Raw genomic sequence first — 21,448 nt, 5'->3', positions numbered from 1 at the left:
TCACCGCTGTGCGGCGTGTTCGACGTGCAACAGCCCGGCCATCCACTCGATCGTCGCCCGGAGCCCGTCGGTCCTGTCGGCCGGCACGACGTCCGGGAACAGCGCCCGAAGCGTGGTGTTGTCCGCCAACGAGTGGGGGACGTCCCCGACGCGGGGCGGCGCATACTCGCGGGCGATCGGGCGGTCCAGCAACTCGGTGAGTTCGTCAAGCACCTGCAGCAGACTCGCCCGCGCGCCGAAGGCAAGGTTGACCGGGTGCGGGTGGTGTACGCGCCGACGGAGTGCGTCGAGAATGACCTCGCACACGGTGCCGACGAAGGTGAAGTCGCGGGACTGGGTGCCGTCGCCGTGCAGCACCACGGGCTCCCCGCGCAGGGCGCCGTGGACGAACCGGGGGATGACCGCAGCGTAGGCATGGTCATGCCGCTGCCCGGGGCCGAACACGTTGAAGAACCGGAACGCCAGTGTCGGCAGACCGAACGATGCCTGGTGGGCGAGCGCGTACGCCTCGGTGGCGAGCTTGCTGGCGGCGTAGGGACTCATCGGCCGAGTCCAAGTGAGCTCCTCCTTCGGCAGCGCGGGGTTCATCCCGTAGACCGACGAGGAGGAGGCGACCAGGACGTGGCCGACGTCGTGCCGTCGCGCCGCCTCGAGGACCATGAGCGTGCCCGTCGCGTTCGCGTGGTGGGAGGCGAGCGGGTCGCTCAGCGAACGGGGCACGCTGGGCAGCGCCGCCAGGTGGACGACGGCCTCCCGCCCGGCCATCGCGGCGTCCAGCGCACCGGGATCCAGGATCGACCCCTCGACGAAGTCGACATCCAGCCCGTCGAGGTTGCCCCGCAGTCCGACCGACAGGTCGTCGAGGATGGCCACCTCCTTCACCGCAGGATCGACCAACGCGGCGCGGGCCAGGTTCGAACCGATGAAACCGGCCCCGCCAGTGATCAGAATGCGCATGAACAACCTCTCGGGGGTATGGACCGACCACCTGTACATCGAGCGAGGCAGCGTGCAGTAACGGGAAGCCCGCAACGTAGAGGGGCAAATCCGGCTAGACGGCGCAACTGACGCAAGCACCAACACGAACGGGAGCGCAGCTCACCCTTTCGTCGATGGCAGCGGCCACGAGGCGGGGCGAGGATGAGTGCCAGAGGTGTTAACCATGATCGATCTGACTGTGTACCGGGGCGGCAACACACTCTCCATCCGGTCCCGGTTCGACAACACCCGCGACGTGATGATGCCGGCGAATCTGGCGTACCCTCCCGCCGCCATGGTCGGCCTGTGGCACGCTGGCCTCCCGCAGGTCATGCTCGTACCGACGACCGCGACCGACGCCCAGGTCTGGCCGGTCGTACCCTCGACCATCGGCACGAAGATCCACGACACGTCGGACGACAACTGTCCGATCAACACCGGCTGGTCGTACGTCGGCGGCAACCACGGCTACAGCATCGGCAACCGGATCGCCCTGGCCAACCACGGCAAGACGACGGCCGACGTGGGCTCGCGGTGGACCGACGGGACGCGCGTCTACACCCTGTTGGCAATCATCGACGGCGGCAACCTGTTGTTCGGTAACCCGTACACGGTCATCGACGGCATCGCCCGGGGCGTGATGACCCCACCATCAGCGCAGCTCACCCACCTGTCGGGTGCGTCCCACGCGGCCACCGTGCCGATCCAGAACATCCTCATTCCGGCCGTGCAGATCTTCCCCGCCACCCACTCCCGCACGGTGACCGTCGAGCTGGACGGCCGGCCGGTCCCCGACGGCACGTCGACGGGGCAGGCGTTGACGATCGAGGAGTCGTACACCATCTCGTCGTACCAAGGAATGATCGACACCGCGCAGGCGAACATCGGCACACCGATCTCCACGATCATGTCGCAGGTACCCTCGCTGTGCCACGTCGCCAATATGTACCGCTGGTCGCGGGGCACGCTGATCGTCGCCCAGCGGGTGACCGCTCTGCAGAAGTTCACTCTGAACATGGGTGTCACCCAGTGCTTCCCGCTGACCGCGCCGACGGGCGGTACCCGCCGGCAGTTCATGCCGAACGTGGGAGTCGCTGGCACCCTGGACTGGTCGGGTTGGGCAGATATCAACACGCTTCCCGCGCTCACCGATATCACCCCGGCGACCCTGAAGAACCCGCTGATGCCGGCGAGCAGCATGACCCAGTGGGCGGTCGACGCGAATGGCATCCCGCAGTGGGGCATCACCGTCGGCCTGCTGCCAATCGGTGACGGGCATCCCCAGATTCGGGTCAGGCACACCACTGCAAAGGGCTGGTTCATCAGCTCCAGCTTCAAGAAGAACTATCCGCAGCTGGTGTGGGGGCGCACTCTCGAACCCGGGGAGTCGGCGGCTGGCACCGCCTACCGCCGGTACTTGGCCCCACCCATGACCGCCACCGAGATCACAGTGTCGGACGGTACCCACGACTTCGTCATGATCGAACGGGTCGGTGCGGTCAAGGGCGCTCGAATGCTGGCGACAGAGTTGCTGAACCGGAAGCTCGTTCCGGCCGGGCCGACGAACCTCCGGGTCCCGGACCGGATCACCGCCGACGGGATCCCGTACGAGGTGTCGACGTCCCCCGGGTACGGCATGTGGCGCGCGGAGCCGGACCGGCCACGCATGGAGGCCCTGCCGGGGGCGACGGACGGGGTGGGTAGCTACTTCCTGCCCGTGGCCGGCGCGACCCTCAGCACCACCTACACCGGCACCTACCAGCGCCTCCTGCTGCATCCGATGTACCTGGCCGACGCCACCCCGGTCGACCGGGTGTGCATCGAGGTGACGGGAGCGGGCACAGGTGTCCTGCGGCACGGCGTGTACAGCCACGACCCGACGACCGGCCGACCGGTGCTGGTTCGCCCGATCGCCGACTTCGGCACACTCGACGTCACGTCCACAGGGGTGAAGGAATCTGTCCTGGCCGCCCCGGTGGTCCTACCAGTCGGCTGGCACTGGTACGGGCACGTGTGGCAGGCAGGCCCCACCACCCCGCCCACGTTGCGGGCCATTGCCACCGCCAGCGCCGCAACGCTGAACCTCGGTACCAGCTCGGCGGCCATGACCGGCGATCGGTTCGGTTACGAGTCGACCGGAGTGACCGGCGCACTGGGGACGATCACGATCGACGGCGTTCACCAACTGCCCCCGCCCCGGGTCGCCTACCGGCGGGCCTAGGGCGCGTCGCAAAGCCCGGGCTGGTGGGACGTCGGCAGCGTCAGACCGTCGTGACCCCGTAGATCTTCTTGATCGCCTCGTGCTTCGCCTGGACGGCGAGATGGCCGATGCCCAGCGACTTGGCCTGCAACTGCTTCAGGTACTCGTCGGTGGTGCGCAGCGGGCGAGCCGGCACTCCGGCCGCCACGGTGTTGTCCGGGATGTCGCGGGTGACGATCGACCCCGCCCCGATCACGCACCTGTTACCGATATTGACCCCAGCCAGGATCATCGACCGCATGCCGATGTAGACGTCGTTGCCGATGGTGATCGGGGCCGTCCAGTCCAGCTCGGGATGGTCCTTGCGCAGGATCAGGGTGCCCCCGTCATGGGTCACGAACTGGACCCCGGCGGTGATGTAGACGTTGTCCCCCATGGTGATCAACCAGGGCTCGGACCCGAACATCGCACGGTTCACCGCGTAGAACTTGACCCGGCCGTTCAGCTTCACACCAAGTGACCGGGCGAACGCCTCCGGATCACGGGAGCCGGCGAGGTGGTCCTGGACCCTGCGGATCATCGTGCGAACGCGACTGGGCACCTGTCGACCTCACTTACTGAGCAATCGGCGGAGAACATGGCACAACGTGATCGGATCAAACACCTCCGTAACGATCCCGTCGAGCCGAGGTGACGGAACACCCGAGCGCCGCTCCGCTCCGGACCGACCACGGTCGCCGCCGTACACCTGCGGGTACGCCCTCGGCGTGCCACCACACCTTCCGGTGTACGCCGGGTGCGCCCGCCACCGATGTGATGAGCTGTACGGGTGTCGGGGCTGGGACTTGTGCTGCACCCCACCCGGGATGTCACCGAGGTGGTCGGGATCATCGAACGGTGGGCGACGCGCCACCGCAAGACGCTGATCGTGCGCGAGGAGGACCGGCACCGGGTGCCGTCCTGCGTCGAACCGGTGCCGGCGGACGAGGTCGCCGCCCGGGCCGACGCGTTGATCAGCGTCGGCGGCGACGGCACCATGCTGGGTGCGCTGCGCTCCGCCATCCGCGACCCGAAGCCGGTGCTCGGCGTACACCTGGGGCATCTGGGGTTTCTCGTCGAGATCGAGCCGCCGGAACTGCCCGACGCGCTGAGCCGGCTGCTGTCGAAGGACTTCACCATCGAGTCGCACGCCTGCCTGGCGTGCGACGTGTGCGGGGACGACGTCGTGGCGTTCAACGACATCGCGCTGGTGCGCCAGCCCGGGTCCGGCTTCGTCAGCGTCACCCTCGCCATCGACGGTCAGCAGTACGGCTACTACCGCAGCGACGCCGTGGTGGTCAGCACCCCGGTCGGCTCGACGGCCTACAGCTACGCCGCCGGTGGTCCACTGATCTCCCCCGCCGCCGACTCGGTGGTGATCACGCCGTCGGCGCCGATGGCCGGCATTTCCCGGTCGGTGGTGCTCTCGGCGGACGAAAAGATTCGGCTGGAGATCCGACCCGACTCGTCGCCGGTCGTGGTGGAGATGGACGGGCTGGTGTTCCGCGACGCGGCGACGGATGGGGCCGTGGACATCACGTACCGCCGCAACGCCGGCCTGGTGGTCCGTTTCGACCCGCTGCGCTACCAGGAGCGCAACCAGCTGAAGATGACCTTGCTCGACCTGCCGTTCCTCCCCGAACAGCTCCGCGAGCTGCTCCCCGAGGAGTTACGCCGACGCACCCAACAGGAAATCCCCCCACCCTGCTAACCCACCCCACCCCTTTACCCGGGTGATCAAGAGGTTTGCGTCATGACACGCCGCCCGACGTGACTCAAACCTCTTGATCAACTGGGTAAGCCGGGGTCCGGGGTTAGGCGGTTAGGGCTTGGTCTACCAGGGCTTTGGCTTCTTCCTGGATCTTCTTGAGGTGGTCGGGGCCCTGGAAGGACTCGGCGTAGATCTTGTAGACGTCCTCGGTGCCGGACGGGCGCGCGGCGAACCAGCCGGACTTCGTGCTGACCTTGAGGCCACCGATCGGGGCGTTGTTGCCGGGGGCGGTGGTCAGCGTCGCGGTGATCGGCTCGCCGGCAAGCTCGGTGGCGGTGACCTGGTCCGGCGAGAGCTTGCCGAGCACGGCCTTCTGCTCCCGAGTGGCCGGGGCGTCGATCCGGGCGTACGAGGGCGCGCCGAACCTCTCGGCCAGCTCCGCCCAGTGCTCGCTGGGGCTGCGCCCGGTGGTGGCCAGGATCTCGGAGGCGAGCAGGCAGAGTAGCAGGCCGTCCTTGTCGGTGGTCCAGGTGGAACCGTCTCGGCGTAGGAACGACGCCCCCGCGCTCTCCTCACCGCCGAAGCCGACCGCGCCGTCGAGCAGGCCGGGCACGAACCACTTGAAGCCGACCGGCACCTCCAGCAGCGGCCGACCCAGGTCCGCGGCGACCCGGTCGATCATCGACGAGGAGACCAGCGTCTTGCCCACCGCGGCGTCCGGACCCCATTCGGTACGGGTACGGAACAGGTGACCGATCGCCACCGCCAGGTAGTGGTTGGGGTTCATCAGGCCGGCGTCCGGGGTGACGATGCCGTGCCGGTCGGCGTCCGCGTCGTTGCCGGTGGAGATCTGGTAGTCGGCGCGGGCGGCGATCAGTGACGCCATCGCGTTGGGCGAGGAGCAGTCCATCCGGATCTTGCCGTCGCCGTCCAGGGTCATGAACCGCCAGGTCGGATCGACCGTCGGGTTGACCACGGTCAGGTCCAGGCGGTGCCGCTCGGCGATCTCACCCCAGTACGCCACGCTGGCCCCGCCCAGTGGGTCCGCGCCGATCCGGACCCCGGCATCGCGGATGGCGTCGACGTCGATCGCCGAGGGCAGGTCGTCGACGTAGTGGGCGAGGAAGTCGTACTCCCCGGTGGTGTCGGCGGCCCGAGCACGCGCGTAGGTGATCCGACGGACCTCCTTGAGCCCGGCGGCGAGGATGGCGTTGGCCCGGTCCTGGATCCACCTGGTGACGTCGGTGTCGGCCGGCCCGCCGTTGGTGGGGTTGTACTTGAAACCGCCGTCGTCGGGCGGGTTGTGCGACGGGGTGATGACGATGCCGTCGGCGAGCCCGCTGGTGCGGCCCCGGTTGTGGGTGAGGATCGCGTGCGACAGCGCCGGCGTGGGGGTGTAGCCGTCGCGGCTGTCCAAAAGCACGGTGACCCCGTTGGCGGCGAGCACCTCCAGGGCGTCCACCGCGGCCGGCGCGGAGAGCGCGTGGGTGTCGCGGGCGAGGAAGAGCGGCCCGTCCAGGCCCTGCTCCCGCCGGTAGTCGCAGAGCGCCTGGGTGACCGCGAGGATGTGGTCGGAGTTGAACGCGTTGCGCAGGCTGGAGCCGCGGTGCCCGGAGGTGCCGAAGGAGACCTGCTGCGCCGGGTCCGTGGGATCCGGATGCTCGGCGTAGTAGGCGGTCACCAGGCGCGGCACGTCGACCAGGTCGGCGGGCTCGGCGGGCTGGCCGGCACGGGGGTGGGTCACTGCGGGATCCTCCTCGGGGAGTACGGGTCGGTCACGGCTCGACCTTCTGGCCCTTGCCGATCACCACGATGCCGTTGTCGGAGACGGTGTAGCGCTGCCGGTCCTTCTCCAGGTCGACGCCGATCTCTGCGCCCTCCGGGACGAACACGTTCTTGTCCAGGATCGCCCGCCGGACCACCGCGTGCCGGCCGATCTCCACACCCTCCATCAGCACCGAGCCCTCGACGTGCGCCCACGAGTGCACCCGCACCTTCGGCGAGACGATCGAGTTTTCCACCAGCGAACCGGAGATCACCACGCCCGGGGAGACCATCGAGCCGACCGCCCGGCCGACCCGCTCACCCCACTGGTGGACGAATTTCGCCGGCGGCCACGGCGGCTGCTCGGTGTAGATCGGCCAGTCGAAGTTGTACATGTTGAACACGGGGTGCACGTTGATCAGATCCATGTGGGCGTCGTAGAACGAGTCGAGCGTCCCCACGTCACGCCAGTAGCCGCGGTCGCGGTCGGTGCTGCCCGGCACCTCGTTGTCGCGGAAGTCGTAGACGTTGGCCTCGCCCCGCTCGACGAGCATCGGGATGATGCTGCCGCCCATGTCGTGCTTGCTGGTCTTGTCTTCGGCGTCGCGCTCGACCGCCTCGCAGAGCGCCCGGGTGGTGAAGACGTAGTTGCCCATCGAGGCGTAGATCTCGTTCGGCGCGTCGGGCAGACCGACCGCGTCGGTGGGCTTCTCGCGGAACGCCCGGATCCGCTTGCCGTCCTCGCCGACCTCGATGACGCCGAACTGGTCGGCCATCGACAGCGGCTGGCGGATGCCGGCGACGGTCACCGCGGCGCCGGAGGCGATGTGGTCCTCGACCATCTGCCGGGGGTCCATGCGGTAGATGTGGTCGGCGCCGAAGACGATCACGTAGTCAGGCTGCTCGTCGTTGATGAGGTTGAAGCTCTGGTAGATGGCGTCGGCCGAGCCGGCGAACCACCACGGGCCGCGACGCTGCTGCGCGGGCACCGGGGTGACGTAGTTGCCGAGCAGCGTGGACATCCGCCAGGTCTTGGTGATGTGTCGGTCGAGGGAGTGGGACTTGTACTGGGTCAGCACGACGATCTTGAGATAGCCGGCGTTGGCCAGGTTGGAGAGGACGAAGTCGACCATGCGGTACATCCCGCCGAACGGGACGGCCGGCTTGGCCCGATCCGTGGTGAGTGGCATCAGGCGCTTGCCCTCACCACCCGCCAGGACGATCGCGAGCACCTTGGCAGCCATGCCCCGACGCTATCCACCCTCGCCCCACTTCACCACTCGTACGGGGAGTCTTCTGCACTAGGGTGCGGGGTCATGACGGAACCCACCCCGCTGCGCGTCGATCTGCTCACCCGCGAGTACCCGCCGGAGGTCTACGGCGGTGCCGGGGTGCACGTCGAGTACCTGGCCCGGGAGTTGCGCCGCCTCACCGACGTCCGCGTGCACTGCTTCGGTCTGCCGCGCAGCGAGCCGGGCGTCACCGCGTACGCCGAACCGCCCGGCCTGACCGGCGCGAACGCCGCGCTGCGCACGATGGGCGTGGATCTGGAGATGGCCGCCGGCGCGGCCGGCACCGACGTGGTGCACAGCCACACCTGGTACGCGAACATGGCCGGCCACACCGCGAAGCTGCTGCACGGGGTGCCGCACGTGGTGACCGCGCACAGCCTGGAGCCGCTGCGGCCGTGGAAGGCCGAGCAGCTCGGCGGCGGTTACGCGCTCTCGTCCTGGATCGAGCGCACCGCCATGGAGGCCGCCGACGCCGTGATCGCGGTCAGTGGGGGGATGCGCAACGACGTGCTGACCGCCTACCCGCAGATCGACCCGTCCCGGGTCCGGGTGGTCTACAACGGCATCGACACCATCCAGTACGCCCCGGACTCCGGCACCGACGTGCTGGACCGGCTCGGTGTCGACCCGTCCCGACCCAGCGTGGTCTACGTGGGCAGGATCACCCGGCAGAAAGGGCTGCCCTACCTGCTGCGGGCCGCCCGGGAGCTGCCGGCGGACACCCAGCTCGTGCTCCTCGCCGGCGCGCCGGACACGGCCGAGATCGCCGCCGAGGTGGAGGAGTTGGTCGCCGAGTTGCGGGCCAACCGCTCCGGCGTGGTCTGGGTGGCGGAGATGCTGCCCAAGCCGGAGGTGATCCAGGTGCTCACGCACGCCACCGTCTTCGCCTGCCCGTCGATCTACGAGCCGATGGGCATCGTCAATCTGGAGGCGATGGCCTGCGAGACGGCGGTGGTGGCGACCGCGACGGGTGGCATTCCCGAGGTCGTGTCCGACGGCGAGACGGGCCTGCTGGTGCCGATCGAGCAGGTCAGCGACGGGTCGGGGACCCCGTTGGAGCCGGAGAAGTTCGTCGCCGACCTGGCGTCGGCGATCAACACGCTGCTCGCCGACCCGGCGCGTACCGCCCGGTTCGGTCAGGCCGGTCGGCGGCGCGCCGTGGAGCACTTCTCCTGGGACGCCATCGCCCGGCAGACGCTCGACATCTACCGCTCGCTGCTGGTGCAGGGGGCCTGACGGAGAATGCCGCTGGACCGGCCGCCTAGAGCAGGCTGCCCAGCCACAGGCCGAGCGCGGCCACCACGAGGCTGGCGCAGAGACTGCCGAGCACGTTGAAGGCCTCGACGGCGGCGTTCTTGCGCAGCAGCCCCAGGGAGTGCCATTCCTCGGTGGAGAAGGTGGTGTACGCGCCGAGGAAGCCGACGCCGACGATCGTGGCGAAGTCCTGTGCGCCGCCGGCGGTGTGTTTCACCGCGTAGCCGGTGACGATGCCGAGCACGAAGGCGCCGGAGACATTGATCAGGAAGGTGCTCGCCGGGAAGGCCTTGCTGGGCCCGTTGACCCGCGCGCTCCACCACGGCTTCACCAGCGCGTCCACCCCGGCTCGGGACAGCGCACCCAGGCCGCCGGCCAGGAACACTCCGATGCCCACCCACATCACGCGCCCCTTCCCGCCGGGTGCCCCACCCGCAGTTCCGCCAGACGGGCGCCGAGCGCCGCCGCGATCACCCCACCGACGATGGACACGACGAGGTAGGTGATGCCAATTGCGCTGCGCCGCGCCCCGATCAGCTGGTCAGCCTCGACGATGAAGTGCGACCAGGTCGTGAACCCGCCGATGAGTCCGGTCGACAGAAACGGCTTGCCCCACGGCCCCGGCAGCCGGTGTGCCGCGAGAAGCGTCGTCACGGCGCCGAGAGCGAAGGCGCCCACCATGTTGATCACGAAGGTGACCCAGGGGAAGTCAGGTGGCGTGGACGGCGCGAGGCCGAGCCCCAGCAGCTAACGCAGGGTGGCGCCGATGCCACCGCCGACGACGATGGCGAGGATTGTCATTCGCCCATTCACTCACCGTCGCCCTCCACCGACACCCGGGCTGGGCAGCCCTCATCCGTACGGTCGACACCCCCGCCTGGTCGTCCCGACGCCGTTCGACGCCGGTCAGATCGCCGTTCCGGGCGGAGACTTGAGCAGGGACGTCGCCTGAGCGGGATGACCACCGTGCCCGTTGCGGAGCGCGCTGGCCGCGATGCGGATGAGGTCGATGTTGACCCCGGCGGCGCCACTGGGGTCGTCCACCTTCAGTTTCACGTCGAGGCTCACCACCGTTTCGCCCCAGCCCCGCGCCTCGATGTTGAGGTGCGCCACCTTCTGTGACCGCAGGTGCGGCAGGTACCCGAGCGGAGCCATTTCGACCTTGTCGGCGTCCGGCAGGGCGTTGAGCTTGGACTGCTTCTTGGTGTTGGGGTTCTCGACAAGGTTGCGGAAGTCCTCGGTGCCGCCCAGATTGACCTGGTAGGAGCTGACCAGCGTGAGGCCCCGCTCCTGGAGCAGCCGCAGCAGCGCGTTGTGCACCACCGAGGTGCCGAACTGGCTGGCCAGGTCATCTCCGAGCAGCGGCAGACCGGCCGCCTCGAACCTGCTCATCACCTGCGGATCGCGGGCGATCGGGTCGGCGGTGGTGTTGATGAAGGCGACGCCCGCGCTGCACGCCGCCTCGGCGTACGCCCGGGCGATCTCCGGTCGGCCGCTCGGCGCCGAGTAGAGCAGCACCTCCGCCCCGGCCAGCGCCGCCGCCACCCGGTCCACCCCGGTCGCGTCGACAAGCCCCTCGGTGACAGGGACATCTGCCGCGGGCAGGTCGCAGTCGAGCCGGGGGAAATTGTTGGGCGGCAGGAAGATCGCCTCGGTCAGGTCCCTGCCGATCTTCTCCGGGGAGGTGGCGAAGGCCGCGACGAACTCGATGTCGCCGACTGCGAGCCCGTCGACGGTCGGCCTGCGGACGCCCACCAGAGTGCCGTTGTGGCGGTGGAGCGCGATGCCCTGCACCAGCGCCGAGGTGTTGTTGCCGACACCCACTACCGCGACTTTCACCCGCTTGATCATGGCCGGAGGCTACGTCACGCCAGCCACGCCGGAAAGATCCGGACAACTTCGGGGAAACTGCTGTGTCAGCAAGCGTTGAGGCAGCAGTTTCCCTGAAAGTGCGCAAATCTTGACGCGAGCGCGCGGATCGTGACTCGCGCCGCGAGGGCAGGGAGGGACAGGCGTGCTTGCCCGCGCGCGAACGGATCTCGCGCAGTAGGTTGGCGGGGTGACAGGACGGTTCCCGATCGAAGACGTCTCCCCCGTCGTCTCGTGCGGGCGGTACCCGGCCAAGGCGGTGGTCGACGAACCGGTCCCGGTGTCGGCCCGCGCCTACCGGGAGGGGCACGACGCGCTCGGCTGCAATGTGGTCTGGACGGGTCCGGACGGCGAAGCCCGTCCGTTCACCCGGATGCGCCCCGGCGAGCCCGGCCAGGACCGGTGGCACGCCACGATCCGACCGGACGCCGTCGGCTCCTGGTCCTTCGCCGTCGAGGCGTTCCAGGACCCGTACCTGACCTGGCAGAACGCGGTGACCAAGAAGATCGCCGCCGGGCAGGGGCCGGAGGACCTGGCCAACGACCTGGCCGAGGGCGCGCGGGTGCTCGCCGCCGCCCGGGACCTCGTCCCGACCGCCGACCGGCCCCGGGTCGCCGATGCCCTCACCGCGCTGGTCGAGACCGACCTGCCGCTGCCGCAGCGGGTCGACCCGGCGCTGGCGCTGGCCGACCTGCTCTGGGAGCACCCGGTGCGGGAGCTGGTCACCACCGGTGACACACACTCGATCTGGGTTGACCGCAAGCGGGCGCTCTACTCGGCGTGGTACGAGTTCTTCCCCCGCTCCGAGGGGGCGGTGGGTGGCCGCTCCGGCACCTTCGCCACCGCCACCGACCGGCTGCCGGGCGTGGCCGCGATGGGCTTCGACGTGCTCTACCTGCCGCCGATCCACCCGATCGGTCGGGTCAACCGCAAGGGCCGCAACAACGCGCTCACCGCCGGGCCGACCGACGTGGGCTCACCGTGGGCGATCGGCGCCGCCGAGGGCGGCCACGACACCATCCACCCCGACCTGGGTACGCGGGCGGACTTCCGCGCCTTCATCGAGGCGGCGGCGGCGCAGGGCCTGGAGGTCGCGATGGACCTGGCGTTGCAGTGCGCGCCGGACCACCCGTGGGTCACCGAGCACCCGGAGTGGTTCACCACCCGGGCCGACGGCAGCATCGCGTACGCGGAGAACCCGCCGAAGAAATACCAGGACATCTACCCGGTCAACTTCGACAACGACCCGGAGGGCATCCGGGCCGAGGTGCTGCGGGTCGTGCTGCACTGGGTCGGCGAGGGCATCCGGATCTTCCGGGTGGACAACCCGCACACCAAGCCGTTCGACTTCTGGCACTGGTTGATCGCCGAGGTGAAGACTTTCGACCCGGACGTGCTGTTCCTGGCCGAGGCGTTCACCCGGCCGGCCATCATGCACGGCCTCGGCAAGATCGGCTTCACGCAGTCGTACACCTATTTCACCTGGCGCACGACGGCCGCCGAGATGCGGGAGTACTGCGAGGAGCTGGTCGAGTCGGCCGACCACATGCGGCCGAACTTCTGGCCGAACACGCCGGACATCCTGCACGAGTCGTTGCAGCACGGCGGCCCGCCGATGTTCAAGATCCGGGCGGTGCTGGCCGCGCTGCTCTCCCCGTCCTGGGGCATGTACGCCGGTTTCGAGCTGTTCGAGCACGTGGCCCGGCCGGGCGCCGAGGAATACCTGGACAACGAGAAGTACGAGCTGCGCCCCCGGGACTGGGCCGGCGCCGAGGCGCAGGGCCGTTCGCTGGCACCGTTCCTCACCACCCTCAACCGGGTACGCCGTGACAACCCGGCCCTGCACCAGCTTCGTAACCTGCGCTTCCACGAGATCGACAACCCGGCGTTGCTCTGCTGGTCGAAGCACGACCCGGAGACCGGCAACACGGTCATCGTGATCTGCTCGTTCGACTCGCGCGAGGTGCAGTGGGGCAACACCACCCTCGACATGCCGGCGCTGGGCTTCGACTGGCACGAGCGGTTCACAGTGCACGACGAGCTGACCGGCACCAGCTACGACTGGGGTCAACGCAACGCGGTGCGACTCGACCCGTACCTGCAACCGGCTCACGTGCTGACTGTGCGTCGGCCGGCCCCGCCGACCGAGCCGCAGCTGGCGGGCGCCGAGCCGGCGGACCTCACCGTCGCCGAGGTGCCGGACGACCTGTCCGGCGGCACCGCACCGACAGCTCCCGCGCCGACAACTCCTGCACCGACACCTCCCGCGCCGACAGCTCCCGTTCCGACTCCGCCCCGCCGGTCGGGCCCGGTACCGACCCCGCCGCGCCGATCGGCGACCCGCCCGCCCGCCTCCGCACCGACCGACGCCGCCCCGAAGGACGCCCGATGGACCAGCTGATCTCCGGCGCGACGCACGACCCGCACGCGCTGCTCGGCGCGCACCCCGCCGATTCCTCGACGACGATCCGCACGATGCGCCGGGGCGCCGGCGACGTGGTGCTGCTCGTCGGCGACGAGCGACACCCGATGAAGCGGGTGCACGACGTGGGCGTCTTCGAGACCCAGGTCGAGGGCACAGTGCTCGACTACCGGGTGGAGGTCGACGGCACCGCGCACGACGACCCGTACCGCTATCCGCCGACGCTCGGCGAGCTGGACCTGCACCTGATCGGCGAGGGCCGGCACGAGCGACTGTGGGACGCCCTGGGCGCACGGGTCTTCGACGAGGGCGTGGCGTTCAGCGTGTGGGCGCCCAACGCCGGCGGGGTCCGGGTGGTCGGCGACTTCACCGGCTGGGGGCCCGACGACGGCTGGCCGATGCGCTCGCTCGGCTCCAGCGGCGTGTGGGAACTGTTCGTCCCCAACGCCCGTGTCGGAGCCCGCTACAAGTACCGGGTGCTGGGCGCCGACGGGCAGTGGCGGGACAAGGCCGACCCCCTGGCCGCGTACGCGGAGGTGCCCCCGGCCACCGCCTCGGTGGTGCACCACTCGACGTACCGGTGGAACGACGCGGACTGGCTGGCCCGACGGGCCGAGCGGCAGCCGCACCAGGAGCCGATGAGCGTCTACGAGGTGCACCTCGGTTCGTGGCGGCCCGGGCTGAGCTACCGCGAGCTGGCAGCCCAGCTCACCGCGTACGTCACCGAGCTGGGCTTCACGCATGTGGAGTTCCTGCCGGTGATGGAGCACCCGTTCGGCGGCTCCTGGGGTTACCAGGTCACCGGCTACTACGCGCCGACCTCCCGCTTCGGTGACCCGGACGAGTTCCGGCACCTGGTCGACCGGCTGCACGCCGCGGGCATCGGCGTGATCCTGGACTGGGTGCCCGCGCACTTCCCCAAGGACGAGTGGGCCCTCGGCCGCTTCGACGGCACCCCGCTCTACGAGCACCCCGATCCGCGCCGTGGCGAACACCCCGACTGGGGTACGTACGTCTTCGACTTCGGCCGCAACGAGGTACGCAACTTCCTGGTCGCCAACGCGCTCTACTGGTGCGACCAGTTCCACGTCGACGGGCTGCGGGTGGACGCCGTCGCCTCGATGCTCTACCTGGACTACTCCCGCAACCCCGGCGAGTGGGCCCCCAACCAGTACGGCGGCCGGGAGAACCTGGAGGCCATCGCGCTCATGCAGGAGGTGAACGCGACCGTCTACAAGCACCACGCCGGGGTCGTCATGATCGCCGAGGAGTCCACCGCCTGGCCGGGTGTCACCAGCTCGACGGCCGAGGGCGGGCTGGGCTTCGGGTTCAAGTGGAACATGGGCTGGATGCACGACACCCTGCTCTACACCTCGAAGGACCCGATCTACCGCCAGCACCACCACCACCAGCTCACCTTCTCCCTGGCGTACGCCTGGAGCGAGAACTACGTGCTGCCGATCAGCCACGACGAGGTGGTGCACGGCAAGGGCTCGCTGGCCGGCAAGATGCCCGGCGACACCTGGCAGCGGCTGGCGAACGTGCGGGCGCTGTTGGCGTACATGTGGGCGCACCCGGGCAAGCAGCTGCTCTTCATGGGCTCGGAGCTGGCCGACGACCGGGAGTGGAGCGAGGAGCGCGGCCTCGACTGGTACCTGCTGCACGACCCGGCCCGCGCCGGTGTGCAGCGCCTCGTCGCCGACCTCAACCGCGTCTACCGGGACACTCCGGCGCTCTGGGCACAGGACACCGAGCCGGCCGGGTTCCGGTGGATCGCCGGCGACGACGTCGCCAACAACGCCGTGTCGTTCGTGCGGATCGCCCCGGACGGCTCGACCCTGGTCTGCGTGGCGAACTTCTCCGCCCAGCCGCTGCACGACTACCGGATCGGGTTGCCGGCCGGCGGGACGTGGCAGGAGGTGCTCAACACCGACGCGCACCACTACGGCGGGTCGGGGGTGGGCAACCTGGGGGCGGTGCACGCCGAGGACGTGCCGTGGCACGGGATGGTCGCCTCCGCGGCCCTCCAGGTGCCACCGCTCGGTGCCGTCTGGCTCCGCCAGGGCTGAGCAGGGTCACCTCGACTGCCTGCTCCGTCAGTGCTTCAGGTGCTCGTTCAGGTCGGCGATGGCCCGGGGTGGGCAATACGCCGTTCCCCCGAAACGTCGAGACGCCCCGGGGGAACGGCGCGGCTCAGAGCCGGGTGATCCGGACGGCGTCGGCTACGACGTACCCCTGGGTGCTGGTCCAGCGGCTGACCCCGACGACCTGGCGCGTCCCCGCGGCGAAGTCGTAGGTGCCCAGCACCCGCCACTGGCCGCCGCCGGTGCGCTGGTCGACGGAGGCCGTCACGGTTCCGTTCGCGGTGGCCACCAGGTGCGGCGTGGCGCTGTTGTAGCCGGGGTCCGCCGGGTACCAGACCTCGACCCGGTACGAGCCGGCGGCGGGCAGCGTCGCGCTGAACCAGGCCGGGTCGCTGACCGCCTGCGGCGCGGCGAATCGGTAGTTCGTGCCGTACCGCGTGGTGAGGTACGACGACGTGCCCCAGGTGGTGGCGGCGGTGAAGCCACCAGCGGTGGTGTTGTCCACGATCACGCTGAACGTGCCGCCGCTGCCGGTGACGACCCGCGCGTTGCTGGCCGGGCTCTCGTGGTGCAGCCGGTCCAGGGCGGTCACCAGGTACCGGTAGGTCGAGCCCGCCGCGGCGGTGGCATCGGTGAACGTCCCGGTGCTGCCAGACGCGCGCACCGTGCCGAGCAGGTTGCGGGCGTCGGCCAGGTCGCAGGGGTCGACCGCGCCGTCACCGGGCAGTCGGTACACGGCGTACTCGGCGGTGCTTCCGGTTCCGCCACGCTGCCAGTTCACTGTCACACCGCCGGTGCCGCGTACCGCCGAGGTGAGGTTCGGCGCGGCGGGCGCTGAGCCACCCACGCCGGCCGGTGCCAGGGCGGGCCTGCGGTAGTGGTCGGTCGCCACCCGGGAGACGGCACCGATGCGGTCGGCGCGTACGTCCTTGGCGCTGAAGTGGATGTCGCCGAGGATCCGGGGGTAGGTGCGGTTGAGGGTCAGGTGGTCGGTCAGTTCGGTCGGGTCCTGCCAGGCGGCGTCCTGCCCCGATGCCCCGGCGCGGTAGGTGGCCTGCCCGACGAGCAACTGCACGTTGGTGCCGGTGACGGTCTCCGACCACCAGCGGACCAGTTCCGCGTAGTCGGCCGCGGGGTGGCCGATCTGCCAGTAGATCTGCGGGGCGATGTAGTCGATCCAGCCCTGCTTCACCCAGCGTCGGGTGTCGGCGTAGATGGCGTCGTACGACTGGAGGCCGGTGGTGCGCGAGCCGAGCGGGTCGGTGCCGGCGTTGCGCCAGATTCCGAACGGGCTCACGCCGAGCTTCACCCACGGCTTCGCCGCACGGATCCTGGCACTCATCTCCTGCACCAGCAGGTTGACGTTGTTGCGCCGCCAGTCGGCGATGGTGCTGAAGCCGGCGCCGTACTGGGCGTAGGTGGCCTGGTCGGGGAAGCCCCCACCGCTGCCCGGGTACGGGTAGAAGTAGTCGTCCCAGTGCACCGCGTCGATGTCGTAGCGGCTGACGGCGTCCATCATGGCGGTCTGCACGAAGGCCCGGACGGCGGGGATGCCGGGGTTGTAGTAGAGCTGGCCGTTGTAGGCGACGGCCCAGCCCGGATTCTTCCGGGCCGGGTGGCTGGCGGCCAGTCTGGTGAGGTCGGTGTGGGTCGCGACCCGGTACGGGTTGAACCAGGCGTGGAACTCCAGGTTGCGGGCGTGCGCCTCGGCCACCATGAAGGCCAGCGGGTCGTAGCCGGGGTTGCCGCCCTGGGTTCCGGTGAGCCACTGCGACCACGGCTCGTACGTCGACGGCCAGAACGCGTCGGCGGCGGGGCGGATCTGCACGACGACGGCGTTCATCCGACGCTGCCTGGCCAGGTCGAGCCAACCCCGGTACTCCGCCTGCTGGGCGGCGGCGGTGAGCCCGGTGCGGCTGGGCCAGTCGATGTTGGCCACGCTGGCCATCCACATGCCCCGGAACTGCCGCTTCGGGGTGGCCGGATCGGTCACGCAGGCCGCCTGGGCGGCCACCGGCACGGTGTCCGGCGGGGAGGCGGGGGCCGCTGCTGCGCCGAGCATCAGCGCCGCTACCAGCGCCAGGCCTGAAAAATATCGATAGCAGTCTCTGGACATGAAGAGATTTTCAACGTTGCCCGACTGTTGTGCAAGTAACCTTCACGACGGCGACGTCGAACGGTCAGACCAGCCCGGCGTCGCGCAACAGCTTCCACAACCCCGCGCCGTCGGGTGCGGAGAGCCACTTCTGCCCCACCGGTCCCGCCGACGACGAGCCGGCCGGGGCGGGCAGGCTACCGGCCAGCACCGACTGCGTCGGCGAGAGCCGACGGATCGCCACCCCGGCGACGTTCTCCGGGTGGGCGGCGGCGAACTCGCGGTAGATCTCCTGGTCGTGCTGCCCGTCGTCGCCGACCAGCAGCCACTTCACGTCGGGAAACTCCTTGGCCATCCGGGCCAGGGTGACCCGCTTGTGCTCCCGCCCGCTGCGGAACCACCGGTCGGCGGTCGGCCCCCAGTCGGTGAGCAGCAGCGGCCCGGCCGGGTAGAGGTGCCGGGACAGGAACCGGGTCAGCGTCGGTGCCACGTTCCACGCGCCCGTGGAGAGGTAGAAGACCGGGGCGCCGGGGTGTCCGGTGACGAGCCGCTCGTAGAGCACGGCCATGCCGGGCACGGCGTTGCGGGCGTGCTCATCGAGCACGAACGTGTTCCACGCGGCGAGCAGCGGCCGGGGCAGCGCGGTCACCATCACCGTGTCGTCGATGTCGGAGATGATGCCGAACTTGACCTCCGGGTCGAGGATGCGCACCGGCGCGTCGACCGGCTCGGCGTCCGGCACGCTGAGCCGGACGGTGCCCCAGCCCGGTCGCAGGTCGGCCTCGACCAGGGTGTCGACGAAGCCGCTGCGGTCTGCCTGCGTCTCGTGCCGCACCCCACCGGCCTCGATGGTCACTGTGACGTGCTTGTTGGGCAGCGTGGTGAAGCTGCGCCAGCCGCGGACCTTGTCCAGCCGACCCCGCTGGCGGGTGTCCGGACGGCCCAGCAGGACCCGGCACATCACCCGCACCCAGCCCGGCGCGCCATAGCCGGTGTACGCGACGATGTTGACCCGCCACCCTGTGCGCCGCAGCCGACGCTGGACGAGCTCGTGCACGGCGTCCTCGATCCGCGCGGCTCGGTGCAGGTTCGGAACGGCCAACTGGCCGGCGGGAGTGGGTGGCACGCGCCAACCCTGCCACACGCCGTCAGCCACGGCCACGTGAGCCGTCCCGGCTGCGCCGATCCACCCCGGCGACCCCGCCGAACGTGAAACACTCCGTCCGGACGACGACGGGGGCGTGGTCGTGTCAGATCTGGAGCAGCACCGTGGGCGATGGCGCCCGCGACTCGACCGGCCGGCGCTCGTCGCGCTGCTGTTCGGGCTGGCTGGTGTCGTCTACCGGCTGGTCCTGACCCTGTTCACGGTGCCGGTGTCGAACAGCGACGAGGCAACCTTCGGTCTCGCCGCGCTGCACATCGGGCAGGGCCGGGAACGCCCGGTCTTCCTCTACGGCCAGCACTACATGGGGATGCTGGAGTCGTACCTGGCCGCTCCCCTGCTGGCGGTGGCCGGGCCGAGCTGGCCGGTGCTGCGGTTGCCGATGCTCGCGCTGTACGCGCTGTTCCTCTACCTGATCCACCGGCTGACCCGCCGGCTCTGCACACCCTGGTTCGCCACCTTCGTCGTGGGCCTGCTCGCGCTCGGCGGAGAGCGGGTGGTCCGCGACCAGATCACGGTGGTCGGTGGCCGGCCCGAGGTGAAGCCCGCGGTGCTGCTGATACTGCTGATCACCGTGGGGTTGGCCGCCGGCACGGTTCGCCGCCGACGGCTCGCGGTCGCGGTGTTCGGCCTGCTCGTCGGGTTGGCCGTCTGGTCCGACTGGCTGATCCTGCCGTACCTGGCGGTGGCCGGGCTCGCCCTGGTGTGGGCGGTGCGGCGGGAACTGCTCGGCTGGTCCGGCCTGCTGCTGGTGGTGGGGGCCGTCGTCGGGGTAGCGCCGATGATTCTCGACAACCTGCGGGCCGGGCCCGGTGAGGACTCGCTGTCGGTGTTCCGCGAGGTCAGCACCAAGGCCGGGCCGGTGCCGCCGTGGTCGGACCGGATCCGGGGCGGTCTGCTGGAGGGGGTACCGCTGGCGCACGGGCTCTGCCCGGTGGGCGGCTGCGGCCGGTGGCAACAGTGGTTCGGCGTGTTGTATCCGGTGCTGCTGGTGGTCGGCGCGGTGGTCGCGGTGCTCGCGTACCGTCGCGCGGCTGCGGCGCCGCGCGGGGAGCGGGTCGGGCCGGTCGTGCAGCTCGCGCTGGTCGCCGGTGCCGCGTTGACCCTGCTGTCGTACGTGCGCAGCCCGCTCGCCGCGACCAGCCCGCTGGACAACGCCCGGTACCTGTCGGTGCTGCAACTGTCGCTGCCGGCGGTGCTCTGGCCGCTGTGGGTCGCGGCGGTGGCCTGCTGGCGGGGCACGGTCGGGGCGCTCGGCCGGCTCACCGGCGCGCTGTCCACCGCGGTGCTGGCCGCGCTGACCGTGACCACGGTGGTGATCACCGTGCTCTTCGCGGCCACCGGCACCGCCGCGTCGCGGACCGAGGAGCGCGGGGCCCGGGAGTTGGCCGCCGCGCTGCGCGCTGACGGACCCCACGAGGTGTACGGGGACTACTGGACCTGCAACCGGTTGATCTTCAGCACGGATGAGACGGTGGTCTGCGGGGTGCTCGACGGCGACCTGTCCCCCGGGCAGAACCGCTACCGGCCGTACTGGCGGCAGGTCGGGCGGGCCGAACGACCGGGGTACGTGGTGGAGGTCGACTCGCCGATGGATCGGCGGCTGCGCCAGCTGCTCGCCGACCGTGCCGACACCGCACCCGTACGCGAGGTCGGCGGCTATCGCGTGTACCACCCCGACACCCCGGTACGACCCTGGCGGTAGCGACGGGTCGTACGCTGGCCGGGCCGGCGCGTGGGGCGCCGCCGTCGCGCCCGTCGAGGAGAACCATGCTCATCCTGCTGCCGCCCTCGGAGGGGAAGGCCGACGCCGGCACCGGGCGGCGCTGGGCCCCGGACCGGGTCTCGCTGCCCGAGCTGAACCCGGCCCGTGAGCGGGTGCTGGACGCCCTGGTGGCGCTCTGCGCCGGGCCGGACGAGGAGGCCGCGCGGGCCGCGCTCGGGCTCAGCGAAGGCCAACGCGGCGAACTGTGGCGCAACGCCCGGCTGCGGGAGGCGGCCACCGCGCCCGCCGAGCGGCTCTACACCGGGGTGCTCTACGAGGCATTGGACCTGGCCTCGCTGCCGGTTGCGGCGCAGCGCGCCGCCCGCCGGTCGATCATGATCAGTTCCGGGCTGTGGGGCGCGGTCCGGCTGGCCGACCGGATCCCCCCGTACCGCTGCCCCATCGGCGCTCGCCTGCCGGGCGTCGGGGCGTTGTCCGCGTACTGGCGTCGGGAGCTGACGCCGGTGTTGGACGCCGCCGGTAAGGGTCCGGTGCTGGACCTGCGCTCCGGCGCGTACGCGGCCACCTGGACGCCGCGCGGGCCGCTGGCCGAGCGGACCGTCACCGTGCGGGTGCTGCACGAGCGGGAGGTGGACGGCGTACCGGTCCGGTCGGTGGTGAGCCACTTCAACAAGGCGACCAAGGGGCGGCTGGTCCGCGACCTGCTCGTCGCCGGCGCCCGACCGCGCACCGCCGACGAGCTGGTCGGCACGCTGGGCGAGCTGAAGCACACCGTCGTCGAGCAGACCAGCGCGCCCGGCCGGGTACGGCAGGTCGATCTGGTGGTCACCGACCTCTAGCAGTTCCGGCAGC

The 21,448-nt window shown here is 70.4% G+C and carries 16 protein-coding genes; 7 read left to right on the top strand and 9 right to left on the bottom strand.

Annotated features, from left to right (window positions below):
• Positions 1–957, bottom strand: a complete 957-nt coding sequence (locus CLT68_RS16545) for an NAD-dependent epimerase/dehydratase family protein (protein WP_099851974.1) — start codon at positions 955–957, stop codon at positions 1–3.
• A gap of 205 nt (positions 958–1,162) precedes the next feature.
• Here CLT68_RS16545 and CLT68_RS16540 point away from each other — a divergent pair, with 205 nt between their 5' ends.
• Complete coding sequence (locus CLT68_RS16540) at positions 1,163–3,199, top strand: hypothetical protein (protein ID WP_099851973.1); 2,037 nt, start codon at positions 1,163–1,165, stop codon at positions 3,197–3,199.
• A 40-nt stretch (positions 3,200–3,239) separates the two neighbouring features.
• Here the strand turns inward: CLT68_RS16540 and CLT68_RS16535 are convergent, their stop codons facing one another.
• On the bottom strand, positions 3,240–3,758 hold the full coding sequence (locus CLT68_RS16535) for a DapH/DapD/GlmU-related protein (RefSeq protein ID WP_099851971.1): 519 nt from the start codon (positions 3,756–3,758) through the stop codon (positions 3,240–3,242).
• Between the two features lie 258 nt (positions 3,759–4,016).
• Between CLT68_RS16535 and CLT68_RS16530 the strand changes: the two genes are divergently transcribed.
• The gene (locus CLT68_RS16530; protein ID WP_393391241.1) at positions 4,017–4,928 is read left to right on the top strand and encodes an NAD(+)/NADH kinase; all 912 of its coding nucleotides are present in this window, start codon (positions 4,017–4,019) and stop codon (positions 4,926–4,928) included.
• A gap of 103 nt (positions 4,929–5,031) precedes the next feature.
• Here the strand turns inward: CLT68_RS16530 and pgm are convergent, their stop codons facing one another.
• Positions 5,032–6,672, bottom strand: a complete 1,641-nt coding sequence (gene pgm, locus CLT68_RS16525) for a phosphoglucomutase (alpha-D-glucose-1,6-bisphosphate-dependent) (RefSeq protein ID WP_099851970.1) — start codon at positions 6,670–6,672, stop codon at positions 5,032–5,034.
• Positions 6,673–6,703: 31 nt separating this feature from the next.
• Entirely contained in the window at positions 6,704–7,936 is a 1,233-nt protein-coding gene (gene glgC, locus CLT68_RS16520; RefSeq protein WP_088947234.1) for a glucose-1-phosphate adenylyltransferase, read from the bottom strand.
• 72 nt (positions 7,937–8,008) lie between these two features.
• Between glgC and glgA the strand changes: the two genes are divergently transcribed.
• Positions 8,009–9,220: a glycogen synthase gene (glgA, locus tag CLT68_RS16515; protein WP_099851968.1), complete on the top strand. Its 1,212-nt coding sequence runs from the start codon at positions 8,009–8,011 to the stop codon at positions 9,218–9,220.
• A gap of 25 nt (positions 9,221–9,245) precedes the next feature.
• Here glgA and CLT68_RS16510 read toward each other — a convergent pair whose 3' ends face one another.
• From CLT68_RS16510 to CLT68_RS16500, 3 genes are all read right to left on the bottom strand, one after another.
• Positions 9,246–9,641, bottom strand: coding sequence for a CrcB family protein (locus CLT68_RS16510; protein ID WP_143743197.1), 396 nt, complete (start codon positions 9,639–9,641; stop codon positions 9,246–9,248).
• The gene (locus CLT68_RS16505; RefSeq protein WP_486482437.1) at positions 9,641–9,982 is read right to left on the bottom strand and encodes a fluoride efflux transporter FluC; all 342 of its coding nucleotides are present in this window, start codon (positions 9,980–9,982) and stop codon (positions 9,641–9,643) included. Before CLT68_RS16505 ends, CLT68_RS16510 begins: the two co-directional genes overlap by 1 nt.
• A gap of 162 nt (positions 9,983–10,144) precedes the next feature.
• A complete protein-coding gene (locus CLT68_RS16500) occupies positions 10,145–11,089 on the bottom strand; it encodes an inositol-3-phosphate synthase (protein ID WP_099851963.1) in 945 nt (314 codons plus the stop codon).
• A 208-nt stretch (positions 11,090–11,297) separates the two neighbouring features.
• Here CLT68_RS16500 and CLT68_RS16495 point away from each other — a divergent pair, with 208 nt between their 5' ends.
• Together CLT68_RS16495 and glgB are read left to right on the top strand one after the other, a co-directional pair.
• Positions 11,298–13,508: an alpha-1,4-glucan--maltose-1-phosphate maltosyltransferase gene (locus CLT68_RS16495; RefSeq protein ID WP_099851962.1), complete on the top strand. Its 2,211-nt coding sequence runs from the start codon at positions 11,298–11,300 to the stop codon at positions 13,506–13,508.
• Entirely contained in the window at positions 13,496–15,598 is a 2,103-nt protein-coding gene (gene glgB, locus CLT68_RS16490) for a 1,4-alpha-glucan branching protein GlgB (protein ID WP_099851960.1), read from the top strand. The genes CLT68_RS16495 and glgB overlap by 13 nt, the downstream gene beginning before the upstream one ends.
• A 124-nt stretch (positions 15,599–15,722) precedes the next feature.
• Here the strand turns inward: glgB and CLT68_RS16485 are convergent, their stop codons facing one another.
• Both CLT68_RS16485 and CLT68_RS16480 read right to left on the bottom strand, forming a co-directional pair.
• Positions 15,723–17,729 carry a family 10 glycosylhydrolase gene (locus CLT68_RS16485; RefSeq protein WP_099851959.1) on the bottom strand — a complete coding sequence of 669 codons (2,007 nt, stop codon included), beginning with the start codon at positions 17,727–17,729 and terminating at the stop codon, positions 15,723–15,725.
• 64 nt (positions 17,730–17,793) lie between these two features.
• Positions 17,794–18,834, bottom strand: a complete 1,041-nt coding sequence (locus CLT68_RS16480; protein WP_099857252.1) for a phosphatase domain-containing protein — start codon at positions 18,832–18,834, stop codon at positions 17,794–17,796.
• A 121-nt stretch (positions 18,835–18,955) separates the two neighbouring features.
• Here CLT68_RS16480 and CLT68_RS16475 point away from each other — a divergent pair, with 121 nt between their 5' ends.
• Both CLT68_RS16475 and yaaA read left to right on the top strand, forming a co-directional pair.
• Positions 18,956–20,575 carry a hypothetical protein gene (locus CLT68_RS16475; protein ID WP_099857251.1) on the top strand — a complete coding sequence of 540 codons (1,620 nt, stop codon included), beginning with the start codon at positions 18,956–18,958 and terminating at the stop codon, positions 20,573–20,575.
• A 65-nt stretch (positions 20,576–20,640) separates the two neighbouring features.
• The gene (gene yaaA / locus CLT68_RS16470) at positions 20,641–21,435 is read left to right on the top strand and encodes a peroxide stress protein YaaA (RefSeq protein WP_099851957.1); all 795 of its coding nucleotides are present in this window, start codon (positions 20,641–20,643) and stop codon (positions 21,433–21,435) included.
• The last annotated feature ends 13 nt before the right edge of the window (positions 21,436–21,448 follow it).

The organism is Micromonospora sp. CNZ299, assembly GCF_002754415.1.
Note: the sequence above shows the minus strand (reverse complement) of the source record. Positions and strands in the feature narration are given on the sequence as shown.